Origin of the sequence: Vibrio sp. YT-17 (assembly GCF_033337375.1) — a bacterium.
Lineage (GTDB): Bacteria > Pseudomonadota > Gammaproteobacteria > Enterobacterales > Vibrionaceae > Vibrio > Vibrio alginolyticus.
The window spans coordinates 1-17,023 of record NZ_JAWOQP010000026.1; the positions used below are offsets into that span (position 1 = coordinate 1).

At 45.3% G+C, this 17,023-nt stretch carries 11 protein-coding genes, 5 tRNA genes and 1 rRNA gene; 10 read left to right on the plus strand and 7 right to left on the minus strand.

All coding sequences use genetic code 11. The features are described from left to right. Positions 1-9: 9 nt before the first annotated feature. Positions 10-126 (plus strand): 5S ribosomal RNA (gene rrf / locus R7F67_RS20130). A 91-nt stretch (positions 127-217) separates the two neighbouring features. Here the strand turns inward: rrf and ilvY are convergent. Then, positions 218-1,108, minus strand: coding sequence for an HTH-type transcriptional activator IlvY (ilvY, locus tag R7F67_RS20135; protein ID WP_005379097.1), 891 nt, complete (start codon positions 1,106-1,108; stop codon positions 218-220). A gap of 143 nt (positions 1,109-1,251) precedes the next feature. Between ilvY and ilvC the strand changes: the two genes are divergently transcribed. Continuing rightward, complete coding sequence (ilvC, locus tag R7F67_RS20140) at positions 1,252-2,736, plus strand: ketol-acid reductoisomerase (protein ID WP_005379098.1); 1,485 nt, start codon at positions 1,252-1,254, stop codon at positions 2,734-2,736. Between the two features lie 278 nt (positions 2,737-3,014). Here the strand turns inward: ilvC and ubiK are convergent, their stop codons facing one another. From ubiK to R7F67_RS20160, 4 genes are all read right to left on the minus strand, one after another. Then, a complete protein-coding gene (ubiK, locus tag R7F67_RS20145; protein WP_005379099.1) occupies positions 3,015-3,266 on the minus strand; it encodes a ubiquinone biosynthesis accessory factor UbiK in 252 nt (83 codons plus the stop codon). A 131-nt stretch (positions 3,267-3,397) separates the two neighbouring features. Further along, positions 3,398-6,520, minus strand: a complete 3,123-nt coding sequence (gene vmeD, locus R7F67_RS20150; RefSeq protein WP_005384257.1) for a multidrug efflux RND transporter permease subunit VmeD — start codon at positions 6,518-6,520, stop codon at positions 3,398-3,400. Positions 6,521-6,532: 12 nt separating this feature from the next. Continuing rightward, the gene (vmeC, locus tag R7F67_RS20155) at positions 6,533-7,639 is read right to left on the minus strand and encodes a multidrug efflux RND transporter periplasmic adaptor subunit VmeC (protein WP_005379101.1); all 1,107 of its coding nucleotides are present in this window, start codon (positions 7,637-7,639) and stop codon (positions 6,533-6,535) included. An 18-nt stretch (positions 7,640-7,657) separates the two neighbouring features. Beyond that, positions 7,658-8,239 (minus strand): TetR/AcrR family transcriptional regulator, encoded by a 582-nt coding sequence (locus R7F67_RS20160; protein WP_005384254.1) that lies wholly within the window; start codon positions 8,237-8,239, stop codon positions 7,658-7,660. A 170-nt stretch (positions 8,240-8,409) separates the two neighbouring features. Between R7F67_RS20160 and rep the strand changes: the two genes are divergently transcribed. Next, on the plus strand, positions 8,410-10,425 hold the full coding sequence (gene rep, locus R7F67_RS20165) for a DNA helicase Rep (RefSeq protein ID WP_005379104.1): 2,016 nt from the start codon (positions 8,410-8,412) through the stop codon (positions 10,423-10,425). A 73-nt stretch (positions 10,426-10,498) separates the two neighbouring features. Here rep and R7F67_RS20170 read toward each other — a convergent pair whose 3' ends face one another. Further along, positions 10,499-10,912, minus strand: coding sequence for a c-type cytochrome (locus R7F67_RS20170; RefSeq protein ID WP_005384252.1), 414 nt, complete (start codon positions 10,910-10,912; stop codon positions 10,499-10,501). A 335-nt stretch (positions 10,913-11,247) separates the two neighbouring features. Here R7F67_RS20170 and R7F67_RS20175 point away from each other — a divergent pair. The 5 genes from R7F67_RS20175 (at position 11,248) to R7F67_RS20195 (ending at position 11,844) form a co-directional block, all read left to right on the plus strand. Continuing rightward, a tRNA-Arg gene (locus tag R7F67_RS20175) sits at positions 11,248-11,324 on the plus strand. A 33-nt stretch (positions 11,325-11,357) separates the two neighbouring features. After that, a tRNA-His gene (locus tag R7F67_RS20180) sits at positions 11,358-11,433 on the plus strand. 69 nt (positions 11,434-11,502) lie between these two features. Next, a tRNA-Pro gene (locus R7F67_RS20185) sits at positions 11,503-11,579 on the plus strand. Positions 11,580-11,627: 48 nt separating this feature from the next. Further along, positions 11,628-11,703, plus strand: a tRNA-His gene (locus R7F67_RS20190). 64 nt (positions 11,704-11,767) lie between these two features. Further along, a tRNA-Pro gene (locus tag R7F67_RS20195) sits at positions 11,768-11,844 on the plus strand. A 338-nt stretch (positions 11,845-12,182) separates the two neighbouring features. On the opposite strand, the gene R7F67_RS20200 is transcribed toward R7F67_RS20195, so the two are convergent. Then, positions 12,183-12,908: an HAD family hydrolase gene (locus R7F67_RS20200; protein ID WP_005379107.1), complete on the minus strand. Its 726-nt coding sequence runs from the start codon at positions 12,906-12,908 to the stop codon at positions 12,183-12,185. A 661-nt stretch (positions 12,909-13,569) separates the two neighbouring features. Here R7F67_RS20200 and R7F67_RS20205 point away from each other — a divergent pair. Next, positions 13,570-15,285 (plus strand): dipeptide ABC transporter ATP-binding protein, encoded by a 1,716-nt coding sequence (locus tag R7F67_RS20205; protein WP_250654319.1) that lies wholly within the window; start codon positions 13,570-13,572, stop codon positions 15,283-15,285. Positions 15,286-15,377: 92 nt separating this feature from the next. Then, positions 15,378-16,931, plus strand: a complete 1,554-nt coding sequence (locus R7F67_RS20210) for an ABC transporter substrate-binding protein (RefSeq protein WP_005379109.1) — start codon at positions 15,378-15,380, stop codon at positions 16,929-16,931. Positions 16,932-17,023: the final 92 nt, after the last annotated feature.

Here is a 17,023-nt window from a genome sequence, read left to right on the forward strand (position 1 = left end):
AAGAATTTGCTTGGCGACCATAGCGTTTTGGACCCACCTGATTTCCATGCCGAACTCAGAAGTGAAACGAAATAGCGCCGATGGTAGTGTGGGGCTTCCCCATGTGAGAGTAGGACATCGCCAGGCTTTAAATTTAAGAAGCCCGCTCGAAAGAGCGGGCTTTTTTGCATCTATAGAGTTTTAAAATTAGCTCACTTTATACCTAAAAAGTGTTCATCTAAGGTGCGATATACTTGCTCTCTGCAACCTTCCAAAAGGCTTTAACAAGCGGATTCTCCAGCTGAGTTTTGTTGCAGCAAACACCAAGTTTAAAAGGTTTAATTGGTAAGACTTTTAAACGATTTATCTTTTCTCTTACCGGACTGTTGTTGATTACAACATCAGGTGCGATACCTACTCCACACCCCAATGCAACCATACTTACGATGGCTTCATGTCCGGAGGTTTGTGCGTAGATCTTTGGCTTTATTTTCATTTGTTTGAGCCAAGTATTGGCCCTGTCCCTTGCCGTTCCTGCTTCTGGGAGTATGAATGGAATGACCGACCAGTCTGGTTTTTCTTTTTGTAGCTCTTCAGCAAACGCACTAACCCCAACAGGTACGATGACAGAAAGTGGGATTTCACTGATCGTTTCAAATGCGATTTTATTTGGCATCTGTTCTGACTTGGCTGATATGGCAATATCGGCTTCATCTGCTAGTATTTTGTCGATCGCTTGAGCTGGATCGCCGGTTGATAGTTTGAACTCAATGAAAGGGTTCTGAATACGAAAGTCAGAGATTAGCTCCGGAAGATGGCTGTAGCTTGCAGTAACAGAACAAAAGAGACGGATTTCTCCTTTCAATTCATCCTCGGTTCCCTTCAGGTGACTCTGATACTGCTGCCATTCGCCAAGAATCTTTAAGGCTACTGGGACTAGCTTTTTACCTTGGATAGTTAAATCAACGCTACGGTTGTCGCGTAAAAACAATTGTTGGCTGGTTTCCTCCTCTAATTTTTGTATCTGTCGGCTTAAGGCTGAAGGGCTAATATGCATTGCCGCTGCGGTCTTGGCGAAACTTTTACTCTCACAGAGATGAATGAAAAGTTGCAGGCTTTTGATATTCATTAAATTTTCATTTCCATGTTGCATAAATTGCAATAACTAATTGTGAATATATCACTTTAAGCAATCTCATGTCTGTTTTAGTATGAAGTTATTCGGTAAGGCAATTACTGACCTCAATGGAAGAATCTCAAAGGAGCACCCAGATGGCTAATTATTTCAATACCCTAAACTTGCGCGAGCAGTTGGACCAATTAGGTCGTTGTCGTTTTATGGACCGCAGTGAGTTCGCTTCAGAAGCGGATTATCTGAAAGGTAAGAAAGTAGTCATTGTAGGTTGTGGTGCTCAAGGTCTTAACCAAGGTCTGAACATGCGCGACTCTGGTCTAGACGTTGCTTATGCGCTTCGCCAAGCCGCGATTGATGAGCAACGCCAGTCATTCAAAAACGCAAAAGACAACGGTTTTGAGGTAGGTAGCTACGAAACGCTAATTCCACAAGCTGATCTAGTAGTAAACCTTACTCCAGATAAGCAGCACACAAACGTTGTTGAGACGGTAATGCCGTTGATGAAAGAAGGCGCAGCACTAGGTTACTCTCACGGTTTCAACGTTGTTGAAGAAGGCATGCAAATCCGTAAAGACCTAACGGTAGTAATGGTTGCACCTAAATGTCCAGGTACGGAAGTTCGTGAAGAATACAAGCGCGGTTTCGGTGTACCGACTCTTATCGCTGTTCACCCAGAGAACGACCCAAAAGGTGAAGGTTGGGATATCGCGAAAGCTTGGGCAGCAGCAACCGGTGGTCACCGTGCTGGCTGTCTAGAGTCTTCTTTCGTTGCTGAGGTGAAATCTGACCTAATGGGTGAGCAAACTATCCTTTGTGGTATGCTACAGGCTGGCTCTATCGTGTGTTACGAGAAGATGATTGCTGATGGTATCGATCCTGGCTACGCTGGTAAGCTTCTTCAATACGGTTGGGAAACCATCACTGAAGCACTGAAGTTTGGTGGTATCACTCACATGATGGATCGCCTAACTAACCCTGCAAAAGTGAAAGCATTTGAGCTTTCTGAAGAGCTAAAAGAACTGATGCGTCCGCTATACAACAAGCACATGGATGACATCATCACCGGTCACTTCTCTAGCACTATGATGGCTGACTGGGCAAACGACGATGCAAATCTACTAGGCTGGCGTGCAGAAACAGGTGAAACTGCTTTCGAAAACTACCCAGAAACTGACGTAGAAATCTCTGAGCAAGAGTACTTCGATAACGGTATCTTGATGGTTGCTATGGTTCGTGCGGGTGTTGAGCTAGCATTCGAAGCGATGACGGCATCTGGCATCATCGATGAGTCTGCTTACTACGAGTCTCTACACGAGCTGCCACTTATCGCAAACACTATCGCACGTAAGCGTTTATACGAGATGAACGTGGTTATCTCAGACACTGCGGAATACGGTAACTACCTGTTCGCTAACGTAGCAACGCCGCTTCTACGTGAGAAGTTTATGCCAGCCGTAAATACTGACGTAATTGGTAAAGGTTTAGGTGAAACGTCTAACCAAGTGGATAACGCGACTCTTATCGCTGTGAATGAAACAATCCGTAACCACCCTGTAGAGTACATCGGTGAAGAGCTACGTGGTTACATGACTGATATGAAGCGTATCGCGGTGGGCGGCTAAATGACTGGCCTTAAGGCTCCATTTCGGTGTCGAAGGTGCTCGTTTACTATCGTAAAGTCCGCGCCTTCTCCTAGAAATGAAACCTTAATACAGCGTAATTTACTTAGTCTCAAGTAACGCAGTAGATAAACTCCAGGCAGACTGGAGTGATAAATACAAAATAAAACACAACATCTAATCAAAAGGCTTGGTCGCCGTTGACCAAGCCTTTTTGTTTTTAGCCGATTTATCTGCGCGCCGATAAGAAAAACGCTCCTTTGTGAGGAGCGCTTTGATACTTATTTTTCAGCAAGCTTTTCTTCAAGTTGCGCCAACTTCTGTTCCATTTCTGTTAGCTTTTGACGTGTACGTAGTAAAACTTGAGTTTGAACATCAAACTCTTCGCGACTTACAACATCTAGCTTGTTTAGCTGGCCTTGGATTACTTGACGAACTTTCTGATCGACATCAGAGCCCAACTCTTTTACAGGTTGAGGCATTGAGTCGTGAATCTGTTTAGCAATTTGCTCTAATTTCTTTGGGTCAAACATAGTGGCTAAAACTCCTTTTGATTTGTCCTCATTTTAAGTAAATGATACGTGAAAGTCGCCACTTAGATGGCAAAAAAGAGAGCGGCAATAAAAAAGGCCACCGAAGTGACCTTTTTGAATGCCTTAATAGCTTATCTGTTATCCGCTAATTCACGATGAGCTGCTTTCGCTTCGTCAACTCGCGCTAACTTCTCCAAGTCTTTGTCTTCAACAAATACTGGCAGAGGTTTGTGTTTTTCAGCTAGGTAGCTGTAAATCACAGGTAGTACAAATAGTGTGAACAGTGTACCGATTGCAAGGCCAGCAACGATGACGATACCGATACTGAAACGTTGCGCGGCACCTGCACCTGTTGCGTACATCAGCGGGATAAGACCTGCGATCATCGCAGCAGTGGTCATTAGGATAGGGCGAAGACGCACTTTCGCAGCTTCCATCACCGCATCAATACGAGACCGTTTATTATGTAACTGCTCTTCTTTGGCTACTTCACAGATCAAGATACCGTGCTTGGTTATTAGGCCGACCAGCGTGATCAAACCAACCTGCGAGTAGATGTTCATCGAGGCTGTACCCCAGGCCAATGCGATCAAGGCACCACAGATTGCCAGAGGTACAGATACCATGATGACAATAGGGTCGCGGAGTGATTCAAATTGAATCGCCAGAACGAGGAAGATGATCGCAAGTGCAAGACCGAAGGTTGCATACAAGGCACTACCTTCCGTTACAAACTGACGAGATTCACCCATGTAATCGTGGTTATAGCCTGCAGGCAGCTTGGTTTGTGCAATATTCTCAAACCAGTCGATTGCGTCACCCATAGCAACACTAGGCGATGGTACTGCACCCACAGTCGCTGAGTTTAGCTGGTTGAAGTGTGGCAAAGAGCGAGGCTCAGCCACCACATCAATGGTAATCAGACTGCCTAATGGAACCGCTTTACCATCCACAGAGCGTACATAGTAGTTCTTCATCGATTCTGGGTTTAGACGCCATTTACGCTCAACTTGAGGGATCACCTCATACGAGCGGCCATTCAGGTCGATTCGGTTTACATAACCATCTGCCATCATCGTGCTGAGGGTGATGCCAATGTCTTGCATAGTCACACCGTAGGCACCCGCTTTGTCTTTATCGATCTTGATCTTCATCGTTGCTGAATCGTAGTTCAAATCCAGGTCGGAATAGACAAACATTGGGCTACTTGCAACATCGGTTAGAATATCGCTAGCGATAGTAAACAAGCTCTCGAAGCTATTTGGTGTTGTAATTACAAACTGAACAGGTAGACCTGAGCCTGCACCTGGAAGCTCTGGCATTTGGAATGCAGTGACAGACATACCAGGTACACTTGATACTAGGCCACCCACACGTTTCGTGATTTCAGATTGGCTTGCCTCTCGTTCACTCCAAGGCTTCAATGTTGCTAGGCCAAACGCTTGGTTTGAGTTTGGTACACCATTAAAGACCTGTGCGTATTCCACTTCCGGTTGATCTGAGAGTATTTGGTTTACGTCATCCATGGTATTTTGGATATAGTCCAAGTTCGCGTTTGATGGGGCGGTACCCATCAGCATGACCACACCTTTATCTTCAGATGGTGCTAGTTCGCTAGGAATAAACTTGAACAAGACCGGTAAGCTTGCAAATACAATGATTGCAAACGCAATAACAACCGGACGATGAGCCATTACCGCTTTCAACATGCCTTCGTAACGAGTGGTCATGCCATCAAGGATATGGTGAACTTTTTGCTCAAACTTGCTTGGCTTCTCGTTCGCTTTCAGCATCTTCGAACACATCATTGGTGATAGTGTCAAAGCGATGATGCCGGATACGAATACTGAACCTGCCAGTGTCAAAGCGAACTCTTTGAACAATGAACCGGTGATACCACCCATCAATGCGATTGGCGCGTACACTGCACCTAGCGTCAATGTCATCGCGATAACTGGAACCGCAATTTCACGCGTACCAATGATTGCAGCTCGGAATGGCGATTCCCCTTCTTTGATGTGACGGTCAACGTTTTCTAGTACAACGATCGCGTCATCCACCACTAGACCGATGGCAAGCACCATCGCCAGTAGCGTCATCAAGTTCCAAGAGAAACCCATTGCCTGCATCACCATTGCCACACCAATCAATGAAAGTGGGATGGTCACGATAGGAATGATTACCGCGCGGAATGAACCTAGGAACAGTGTGATAACCACAAGTACGATTACTGCTGCTTCAAGAATCGTTTTCACTACTTCATGAATCGATTCGTTGATGGCGATAGTTGAGTCGTACATTACGTTCATTTTGATGTTACTTGGTAGGTTGCGCTCGAGCTGAGGCAACAGTTCAAGTACGTCTGCTGCAATGTTGATTGGGTTAGCACTTGGCGCTGCGTTGATCGCTGCAACCACAGCTTCTTGACCGTTTGCACTTGCGCGATAAACGTCGTGACTCTTCTCTAGCGTTACTTTAGCGATATCACCTAGGCGGATGACATCCCCTTCACCAGTTTTCACGACCAATGCTTCAAGTTCAGCAACGTTTGATACCTGAGTATCTGCGCTACCGTTATAAAGCACGAACTCACCCGTCGCTTGACCGGTTGCAGATTGGTAGTTGTTGGCGTTAAGAACGCTCATCACATCGGTTGCGGTCAACTTCAAAGCGCCCATTTTGGCAGGATCTAGCCATACGCGCAGTGCGTACTTCATACCACCATACAGGTCAACTTTGGACACACCGTTTACGGTGAACAACTGCGGGTTGATTACACGCTCAAGGTAGTCAGTGATCTGGCTTGAAGATAACTCGTCACTCGTAAAGCCGATGTACAGTACCGCCGTTGTCGAACCTGTCGACATGGTTACGGTTGGGTCTTCGGCTTCTTTTGGTAGCTGTGAACGTACCGAGTTGGTTTTCGCCAGAATGTCAGACAACGCCGCATTTGGATCAGTATTCAACTTCATGTTGACAGTAATGGTCGATTTACCCAGTACCGATTGCGAAGTCATGTAATCAATATTATCGGCTTGCGCTACCGCTTGCTCCAATGGCTGAGTAATAAAGCCTTGGATCAAGTTGGCACTTGCACCGTAGTAACTGGTGGTCACGGTGACCACCGTATTCGTCATTTCAGGGTATTCACGAACCTGCATTTTGAACACCGCTTGCAAACCAAGCAATGCAATCAAAAAGCTGATCGATACCGCTAAAACTGGACGTTTTATAAAAACATCTGTAAAGCGCATGATGCCTCCAACTTAAAGCATTGGTGTTTCAGCAGGTGGGGTAGTTGCATCGCTTTCGACAATGCTTACTTTCGCATGGTTACTCAAACGGACTTGACCCGATGTCACCACTACATCACCTGGCTTCACGCCTTCTAGAATGTGTGCGATATCTTTAGAGCGTTCGCCAACTTTTACCACATGCTGCTTAACGCGTTTTTCGCCATCTTCTTCTGTTACGATGTAAACATTGTCGCCATACAGCGTAAATGTGATCGCGGTTTGAGGTAGCGTGACCTGATTTTCTAATTTAGGCAGAATGATGTTTGCACGCGCGAACATACCACTACGTAGTTTGCCGTCACTGTTAGGGATATCCGCTTGAACCTGAATCAAGCCACTTTGTACGTTTACAGCTGGTTCAATCGCAGAAATAGACCCTTTGAAAGGTTGGTCTGGATAAGCGTCAACAAAGATATCCACTTCTTGATCGATATTGATACGTGAAATATCGGTTTGTGGCACGGTGAAGCGCAAGCGCATCACGCTGGTATCTTCAAGGCGAACAATATCGGTGCCCGCCTGTAGGTACTGACCGAGGTACACGTTACGAATACCTACCACACCATCAAATGGCGCTTTGATTTCGCGTCGGTCGATGGTTGCTTTCAGGCTTTCAATATCCGCTTTTAAGGAGAAGTAGTTTGCTTCTGCTTCGTCATACGCTTCTTTAGAAATAGAGCCTTTTTTGAATAGGCCTTGGTAGCGTTTGTATTTCGCTTCTGCCGCTGGCAACTTAGCTTGCGAGCTCTTCAAATTTGCTTTTTCGACTTCAGAATCAAGCAACACTAATGGCTGACCCGATTTAACTTGAGTACCGGAATCAAACGCGATTTTATCGATAACACCGCTCGTTTCGTTCGCTACCGTCACGCCTTGGTTTGGCTCGATAAAACCAATTGCCTCGATGACTGGTACCCAATCCACCGCTTGCACTTCTGTCACGGTTACTGGGAACTCAGGTTCAGGACGGTTTGCCATGTATTCAGCGATCTTTTGTTGCTTAAATAAATTGAAACCTATCACGCTGCCGAACAAGAGAACGGCGATAAGTAACATAAAGAAAGTCCACTTTTTCATTCTATTAAGAACTCCAAGTTAGTGTTTAATAATTGCATCCCAACTGGCTTCAATAGCGGCCTCTAATGCCGTCTTATCCAGTTGATAAAATCCCAAAGCGTGTTTCCGAGCAAGTGCAACACTTGCCTCAAAACTTAATCCAGAAAGTACTTCGTTATCGAGAAGCTTGAATACTCCCTCATCTTTACCCTGATTAAAAAGAAGATCTACTTGGGCAAACATTTGTCTCTCAAGTTCCCGAGCTTTGCTACTATTTGAACAGGGTAAAGACTCATATTGGACTCGGTTGCTGATCGCACTTAAGTTCGAGCTCGCTAAATTCCAAATATTGAGCCACATGGTTCGATAACGCTGTTTTAAAGGCATCTCTTCACTAACACCTAGTTGCACCGCAGTAGCAACACGCTTAGCAACGTTAAGGCGTAGTTCCTCTAAAAGATGTTCTTTATCTGAGAAATAACGGTAAATCGTCCCTGCTGCGACACCTGCCTCATTGGCGAGCTTTTGCATGGAAAGCCCTTGAAAACCAGATTCAGCAATGAGTTGTTCAGCAGCGACTAAGATTTGTTCTCGTTTATCTACAGCAGGGTTATCCTTCATAATGTCACCCTTTAGTGAATGAACGTTCATTCATTATAGCTTAAATACCCGCCATTTATGCAACAGAATATTGCACTTAATTGGTGTGAAAATTACAAGAAATCAGCATAGCTTTCACGAGGCCACCCCTTTATCATAGGCGCCACATTCATCACCCGCAGAGAATTTCTATGAAGCTGAACCCTAGTCAAGATGAAGCCGTGAAATACGTGTCTGGTCCATGCCTAGTGCTAGCTGGTGCTGGCTCGGGCAAAACTCGTGTTATTACCAATAAAATCGCTTATCTGGTTCAGCAATGTGGTTACAAAGCGCGTAACATTGCGGCGGTGACGTTTACCAACAAAGCAGCACGTGAAATGAAGGAGCGTGTAGGTCAAACGTTAGGGAAAGGTGAGTCTAAAGGTTTGATGGTATCAACATTCCACACTTTAGGATTGAACATCATCAAGCGTGAGTACAAGCATTTAGGGTTGAAAGCGGGCTTCTCACTGTTTGATGACCAAGACCAGCTAGCGCTACTCAAAGAACTTACCGAAAAGCAGCTTGATGGTGATAAAGATCTGCTACGTCAGCTTCTGAGTTGTATTTCCAACTGGAAAAACGACATGTTGACGCCAGAGCAAGCCAAAGCGCGTGCGCAAGGTGAACAGCAACAATTGTTTGCGTTCTGTTTTGATATGTACCAAAAGCAAATGAAAGCCTATAACGCGCTTGATTTTGATGACCTAATTTTGATGCCCGTTTTACTCTTACGTAATCATGAAGATGTTCGTCAGCGTTGGCAGAATCGTATCCGTTACCTACTGGTTGACGAGTATCAAGATACCAACACGAGTCAGTATGAGCTGGTCAAATTAATTGTCGGAGAACGTGGGCGATTGACTGTTGTAGGGGATGACGATCAGTCTATTTATTCATGGCGTGGTGCGAAACCTCAGAACCTCGTGTTGCTGGGTGAAGATTATCCGAATTTGCGTTTGATTAAGCTAGAGCAAAACTACCGTTCAACGAGTCGAATCCTGCGTGCGGCCAACATTTTGATAGCTAACAACCCTCACGTCTATGAGAAGTCCTTGTTCTCTGAAATTCCTGACGGTGAAAAACTCAAAGTGTTGTTGGCTAAAAATGAAGAGCATGAAGCAGAGCGCGTAACGGGTGAACTAATTGCGCATAAGTTCCTAAACCGTACCGAATATAAAGATTATGCGATTCTATATCGTGGTAACCACCAATCACGTTTGATTGAAAAGTCTCTGATGCAAAACCGCGTACCGTATAAAATTTCTGGCGGCACCTCGTTTTTTGCGCGCGCAGAGATTAAAGACATCATGGCGTATTTGCGCGTTTTGGTTAATCCGGATGACGACAATGCATTTTTGCGCATTGTGAATACTCCACGACGTGAAATTGGCCCAGTGACGTTAGAGAAGTTAGGCAGTTATGCCAATATGCGAGGCAAGAGCCTGTTTGAGTCGAGCTTTGAAATGGGGCTCGAACAGCACCTAACGGGACGTGGCCTAGAAAACCTGCGTCGTTTCACCCAATGGCTAGTGGCGATTGCTGATCAAGCTGAGCGTGGTGATACCGTCGAAGCGGTTCGTTCGCTAGTTCGTGATATCCATTATGAAGATTGGCTATACGAAACTTCAGCAAGTCCGAAAGCCGCTGAAATGAGAATGAAGAACGTTTCTGACCTTTATTCCTGGATAGTGGCGGACCTAGAGGGTGACAACTACGATCAAGAAGAGAAAACGTTAAAAGAAGTCGTTCAACGTTTGACCTTGCGTGACATGATGGAGCGCGGTGAAGAAGATGAAGACAGTGATGCAGTACAACTGATGACCTTGCACGCATCAAAAGGCCTTGAGTTCCCATATGTATACTTAATTGGGTCCGAAGAAGGTATTTTACCGCACCAAACCAGTATTGATGAAGATAACGTGGAAGAAGAGCGTCGCCTGATGTACGTTGGTATTACTCGAGCGCAACGTGAACTGACTTTCACTATGTGCAAAGAGCGTCGGCAGTTCGGCGAGTTGATCAAACCGACTCAAAGCCGCTTTTTGGATGAGTTGCCATTTGATGACGTTGAATGGGAAGTAAACAAAAAGCCAGTATCAGCAGAAGAGCGTATGGCGAAAGGTCAAGCACACATTGCCAATATTCGAGCAATGTTTAAGAAGTAAAGTAACCTTGTTCTCACTGACTAAAAACAAAAAGGCTTGCCAACTGGCAAGCCTTTTTCGTTGATGTCTTTACTTATAGACCTTCAATCATGTGGTCAATTGCTGCGATGATTTCATCGTCAGAACAGTCCATACAGGTTCCTTTGGCTGGCATCGCATTGAAGCCTTCTAATGCGTGCTTCACTAACGTATCTTTGCCTTGTGCAATACGCGGTGCCCAATCATCGGCATTACCTGTTTTAGGTGCGCCGTTTACACCAGATGCGTGACAAGCAATACAAAAAGTACCATAAACTGTGGCGCCATCACGTGGACCGGTTGGTTCTTCTTTCACTGGCTCAGAGCCCGCTAGATAAACATCACCGACAGGTTGGATGCGTTCTGCGATCGCATCGTATTCAGTTTGGCTGATGTCAGAAGCTAAAGCTGCCGTAGAAAACGTTAAGGCAGCGAACAAAACGCTAATCATTTGTCGAGACATATCCATTAAACCCACTTCACATTCCCGAGGTAAGTGACTTACCTATTTATATAGTTAGAGTATTAATGCCGAGCAGAGAAATCATTAAATTCCACTGAATGGCATAGAATGATTAGACAACTTGGTTGCAGCTGTTAAATCAATGTAAATAATGGGTGATTATATCCCGATAACTTGTTGCAATAAACAACAAGTTATCCATGACAGGGCGTGAATCACATCAAAAATCCACTTTAACGGAAGATAACTGTCGAAAAAGAGACCAAACGATAAAAAAAGTAAAAAAAGTACTAGACGGCATAGTGTGATATCCGTATTATTCCACTCCGCCGATAGGGCATGCGCCCGTAGCTCAGTTGGATAGAGCGTTGGCCTCCGGAGCCAAAGGTCGAAGGTTCGAATCCTTTCGGGCGTACCATTGCCTCGGAGGATACATCGGTAAAAATCAGTGGTGGCTATAGCTCAGTTGGTAGAGCCCCGGATTGTGATTCCGGTTGTCGCGAGTTCAAGTCTCGTTAGCCACCCCATTCTTTCTTTTTTAGATTGAATGCGGTAGCATTGCTCCCAATCTTGATTCAATCAAGATAAAACATCGTCGGTGAATAGCGCAGCTTGGTAGCGCATCTGGTTTGGGACCAGAGGGTCGGGGGTTCGAATCCCTCTTCACCGACCACTATTTAGTTTATGGCTCTAATAGAGCGGTAAACAGCAAAAATTGATGGTGGCTATAGCTCAGTTGGTAGAGCCCTGGATTGTGATTCCGGTGGTCGCGAGTTCGAATCTCGTTAGCCACCCCATTAATTAAGGTGACTTCTTAGTTGAAGTGTCCTGTCTGATTTGAGAAAATCAGCAAATACAGTTCGGTGAATAGCGCAGCTTGGTAGCGCATCTGGTTTGGGACCAGAGGGTCGGGGGTTCGAATCCCTCTTCACCGACCACTATTAGAAAGCCTGCTTTTTAGCAGGCTTTCGTCGTTTTAGAGTTTATGATCTTGCTTGGACTGTATTAGTCGGTAATGTATCAATGGATTTGAACCCAAGTGGGGTTCGCCTGAAGTTAGAATTCGGCTCTTCACCGACCGCTATTTAGAGCCTCAGTCGAAAGACTGGGGCTTTTTTGCATCTCTCCTGAAAAGAATCGGCATTCCATTTCAATTTTTCCCAAAAGTGTACAGCTCTAGGGGCTTTTGACCACCTATGATCCAAATGCTTTTCGAGCTGACAAAATAAACCCCAGAGCAGTGTCTGGGGTTTTGTAGTTTTCTAATCCGCTGCTTTTATTGGGCGAGTGTTTTAAGGATTTCTTTCAGTTCTACCGTTTCTTGGATTTCAAAACTTGGCGTTATATCCGTTGAGTTGCTTGCGCCTGTCGCATTCACCCACACACTCAAAATGCCCATATTGTTAGCGCCAGCAATGTCAGCAGGTAAAGAGTCGCCCACGTGTAGAGCCTCTTCTGGTTTTACTTCGACCAAGTCGAGCGCTTTTTGGAAAATACTTGTAGCAGGTTTCTCTTCTGGCTCTTCTCCTCCCACAATAATATGGTCCACCCAGTTGCTCATTTGTGTCGCGTTTAATTTAGGGTGTTGAGAAAAAATCGGACCGTTAGTGATCACGACGAGTTTGTAATGTTGACGAAGGTCGCTGAGCATTTCTTTTACACCAGGGAAGAAGGTGAACGCGCCCATACGTGCAGAGTCAAAGTAGTCTTGAGCTTGTTGAGCCTCTTTTGCAGTGATGCTGACGCCTTGCTCCGCCAAGATGTTTTGGATCAGGCCACAACGGAAGGCATTTTCATCGGGTAGCAGAGCCACAAGGTGAGGGAACTCAGCATTCAGCTTTTTGTATACACCCTGCAAGTAGCGCTGCAAAAACGCTTTTGGTTCGGTAACTTGTGGGTAGGTCTTATGAATCCAAGTTGTAAACGCTTGTCCTGCAACTTTATCGGCTTGTGACGTTGCACATAAAGTCTCGTCCATATCAAAAAAAATCGCTTTAAGCACAGGGGCTCCTTTTATTTACGGCTTGGCTTTGACACTGTTCATCTATTATCCCACTCTCAATTGTGTCGTAAAGGGTTAAAATCGGCGAGTTTTCTTATGACGTACGAATGAGGATAGCGGTACTTTCCTTTGCTTAGTCAATAAACCGCTTAAGTGGCGCATAATCTGCGTTGGAGCAGGATTTGTGTGGTTTTGCTGTTTTGTTCACGTTTTGACCTATCCTTTCTCTTCCTAAGTTTGGCTTTTTGTATTTGCCGACTATTTTATTAATAGTTTTTTATGTTGAAAAAACACTTTTTGCATATGATATTGTTTGTTAAATGTTAATAAATGCACATGAATAATATGGTTAATGATCTTGTTTAGCTCATGTTTACTTTTAGAGCATTTTTCTAGTTTTATTGGTGCATGACGCACAAAAATAGTGTGATATGAAAATGGTTAAATACTTGTTAATGCATTTTTATTCGCTAATTGTGCGTTTATTTAATGTTTTTTCGGCGGAATATACTTTAATTGTTGCTTTTTTGTGTGATTTTTGCCAAATTATTTCCGCATTAAGATTTCAGAGTATTATTCTGAATTTGAACGGATTCATTCAGGTGATGAATGGTGCCTTTGGCATGATTCGATACCACAGACAAGGCAGTAGAGGTCTGAAATGTCACTATTAGAAGTGAAAAACCTTCGTATTGAATACCCATCCCGACACGGCGTTCACGCTGCCGTGAAGTCACTTTCTTTTCATATTGAACGTGGTGAAATCGTGGGTGTTGTTGGCGAATCAGGTGCGGGTAAATCCACCGTTGGTAACGCTGTTATCGATTTGCTTAGCCCTCCAGGTCGCGTTGCTAGCGGTGATGTATTCCTGGATGGAGAAAAAATTTCTGGCCTATCACCAGAAGCGATGCGTAAGGTTCGCGGCTCGAAAATAGGTTTTATTTTCCAAGATCCGATGACCTCGCTCAATCCACTTTTTACTGTTGAGCAACAGCTGAAAGAGACGATCCACGCCAACATGAAGGTCTCTGATGAAGAGGCGTATCAGCGCGCGCTTTCTCTTATGCAGCAGGTTGGTATTCCTCAACCAGAAAACCGCTTAAAGCAGTACCCGCATCAATTCTCTGGTGGTATGCGTCAGCGTGTTGTCATTGCCATTGCTTTGGCTGGTGAGCCTGATCTCATCATTGCGGACGAACCAACTACGGCGTTAGACGTTTCTATCCAAGACCAAATCCTCAACTTGATCCGCGAGCTGTGTATCAAGAACAATGTCGGCTGTATGTTGGTTACTCACGATATGGGGGTAGTCTCCAACGTCACCGATCGCGTGGCGGTAATGTATCGTGGTGACTTGGTGGAGTTTGGACCAACAGCCAAAGTATTGGGCGATCCTGATCACTCTTACACTCGCAGTCTAATTTCAGCGGTACCACGTTCAGACAGAAAGTTAGATCGTTTCCCGTTAGTAAGCTATATCGAAGAAGCGGCGGAAATGGAGCCACTCGATATCAAGAACCACTGGTTAGGACAAAGCCAAGATGAGCGTGAGTACACTGGCCCGCTTTTGGACGTGAAGAACGTCAATCTTCGCTTTGTGACCAAAGACTCTTTGTTCGAGAGCCGCCGAGAATACGTGCAAGCATCTAATAATGTGAGCTTTGAAGTGCACGAAGGCGAAACCTTTGGTTTGGTGGGCGAGTCTGGTTCAGGTAAATCGACCATTGCACGTGTGATTGCTGGTTTATACCAACCTAACTCTGGTCAGGTGAAATTCGAGGGCATTGACCTGACCGCTTTAACCTCTGAGAAAGAGCGCCGCCCGATGCGTCGTCAAATGCAGATGGTGTTCCAAAACCCATATACTTCAATGAACCCTCGTATGAAGGTATTCGATATTATTGCTGAGCCAATCCGTTTCCATAAATTGACGAAAAACGAGTCGGAAACTCGCCAAATCGTGAATGACCTATTGGATCATGTTGGTTTGGGTCGAATGGCTGGGCTTAAGTACCCTCATGAATTCTCCGGTGGTCAGCGTCAGCGTATTTCTATTGCGCGTGCGTTGGCGACTCGTCCTCGACTTTTGATTTGTGATGAACCGACCTCAGCACTGGACGTATCGGTACAGGCACAAATTCTAAACTTGCTGAAAGATCTGCAAAGTGAGCTGAACTTGACTATGTTGTTTATCAGCCACGATTTACCTGTTATTCGTCAGATGTGTGACCGAGTAGGTGTGATGCAAATGGGTACACTTTTAGAAGTGGCACCAACAGAACAGTTATTCACGGCACCTCAACACGAATACAGCAAAAAATTGATTTCTCTGATGCCGGAGTTTACAGGCTTGCGAGAAGATATCGAAACGGCATAAACCAAGCAATTCGCTTGGCTAACCTTTAGTCATAACAAAGACGCAAACACAACAACAAGGGATCCGTATCCCCGCATGAAGGAGTTATGCAAATGAAAACCATGAAAAGCAAATTAGCAGTGGCGCTAATGGCTGCGGGCCTAAGCTTTAACGCAATGGCAGCAGATATCAAAGTTGGCTATGCAGCTGACCCAGTATCGCTTGACCCACATGAGCAGCTATCAGGTGGCACACTGCAAATGTCACACATGGTATTTGATCCGTTGGTTCGCTTTACTCAAAAAATGGATTTCGAGCCTCGCCTAGCAGAAAGCTGGGAACGTATTAACGATACGACTGTTCGTTTCAAACTGCGTGAAGGTGTGAAATTCCATTCTGGCAATACTCTAACGGCTGACGACGTCGTGTGGACGTTCCAGCGTTTACAAAGCTCTCCTGACTTTAAAAACATCTTCGACCCGTACGAAAAAATCGTCAAAGTTGACGACAACACGTTCGATCTTGTAACTAAAGGTCCTTACCCACTAGTGCTGCAAACCGCAACGTACATTTTCCCAATGGACAGCAAGTTCTACACGGGCAAAACTGCGGACGGCAAAGACAAGTCTGAGCTAGTGAAGCACGGTAACTCATTTGCATCGACTAACGTATCTGGCACGGGTCCATTCATTGTGACTTCACGTGAGCAGGGCGTAAAAGTGGAATTTGAACGCTTTAAAGATTACTGGGACAAAGAGTCGAAAGGTAACGTTGATAAGCTAACACTTGTTCCAATCAAAGAAGACGCGACTCGTGTAGCAGCGCTGCTTTCTGGCGGTGTTGACATGATTCACCCTGTAGCGCCAAACGACCACAAACGCGTTGAAGATGCTGACGGCATCGACCTAGTTACGCTACCTGGTACTCGTATCATCACGTTCCAACTAAACCAAAACAGCAACGAAGCATTGAAAGACGTTCGCGTTCGCCAAGCGATTGTTCACGCAATCAATAACGAAGGTATCGTGAAGAAAATCATGAAAGGCTTCGCAACGGCCGCTGGTCAGCAAAGCCCGGCAGGTTACGTGGGTCACGATGACAAACTGGTTCCTCGCTACGATCTGAAGAAAGCGAAAGAGCTGATGAAAGAAGCGGGTTACGAAAATGGCCTGACGCTAACGATGATCGCACCAAACAACCGTTACGTGAATGATGCGAAAGTAGCACAAGCGGCGGCGGCAATGTTGTCTAAGATCGGTATCAAGGTTGATCTGAAGACCATGCCAAAAGCGCAGTACTGGCCTGAGTTCGACAAGTGTGCGGCAGACATGCTGATGATCGGTTGGCACTCAGATACAGAAGACTCAGCGAACTTCAACGAGTTCCTAACGATGACTCGTAACGAAGAAACCGGTCGTGGTCAGTACAACTGTGGTTACTACTCAAACCCAGAAATGGACAAAGTGGTTGAAGCTGCGAACGTAGAGACGGACCCTGCGAAACGTGCAGAAATGCTGAAGGGCGTAGAAGCGACACTATACAACGACGCAGCATTCGTACCGCTACACTGGCAAAGTGAAGCATGGGGCGCGAAGTCTAACGTGAAAGCGGCAGATATCGTTAACCCAATGGTAATGCCTTACTTCGGTGACCTAGTGGTTGAATAATCACGGTTAGTCTACTTTGAGGAGGGATGGATTTCCCTCCTCAACTTAAAGCACTCGACTCAATTTTGTTTCAGTCGGATTGAGTTGGTTAT

What these genes read in the sequence shown, in the direction of transcription:
- vmeD (WP_005384257.1), bottom strand. Translation starts at nt 6,520, where the DNA reads ATGCGCTTTACAGATGTTTTTATAAAACGTCCAGTTTTAGCGGTATCG.
- vmeC (WP_005379101.1), bottom strand. Translation starts at nt 7,639, where the DNA reads ATGAAAAAGTGGACTTTCTTTATGTTACTTATCGCCGTTCTCTTGTTC.
- rep (WP_005379104.1), top strand. Translation starts at nt 8,410, where the DNA reads ATGAAGCTGAACCCTAGTCAAGATGAAGCCGTGAAATACGTGTCTGGT.
- R7F67_RS20160 (WP_005384254.1), bottom strand. Translation starts at nt 8,239, where the DNA reads ATGAAGGATAACCCTGCTGTAGATAAACGAGAACAAATCTTAGTCGCT.
- ilvY (WP_005379097.1), bottom strand. Translation starts at nt 1,108, where the DNA reads ATGAATATCAAAAGCCTGCAACTTTTCATTCATCTCTGTGAGAGTAAA.
- ubiK (WP_005379099.1), bottom strand. Translation starts at nt 3,266, where the DNA reads ATGTTTGACCCAAAGAAATTAGAGCAAATTGCTAAACAGATTCACGAC.
- R7F67_RS20210 (WP_005379109.1), top strand. Translation starts at nt 15,378, where the DNA reads ATGAAAACCATGAAAAGCAAATTAGCAGTGGCGCTAATGGCTGCGGGC.
- R7F67_RS20205 (WP_250654319.1), top strand. Translation starts at nt 13,570, where the DNA reads ATGTCACTATTAGAAGTGAAAAACCTTCGTATTGAATACCCATCCCGA.
- R7F67_RS20170 (WP_005384252.1), bottom strand. Translation starts at nt 10,912, where the DNA reads ATGGATATGTCTCGACAAATGATTAGCGTTTTGTTCGCTGCCTTAACG.
- ilvC (WP_005379098.1), top strand. Translation starts at nt 1,252, where the DNA reads ATGGCTAATTATTTCAATACCCTAAACTTGCGCGAGCAGTTGGACCAA.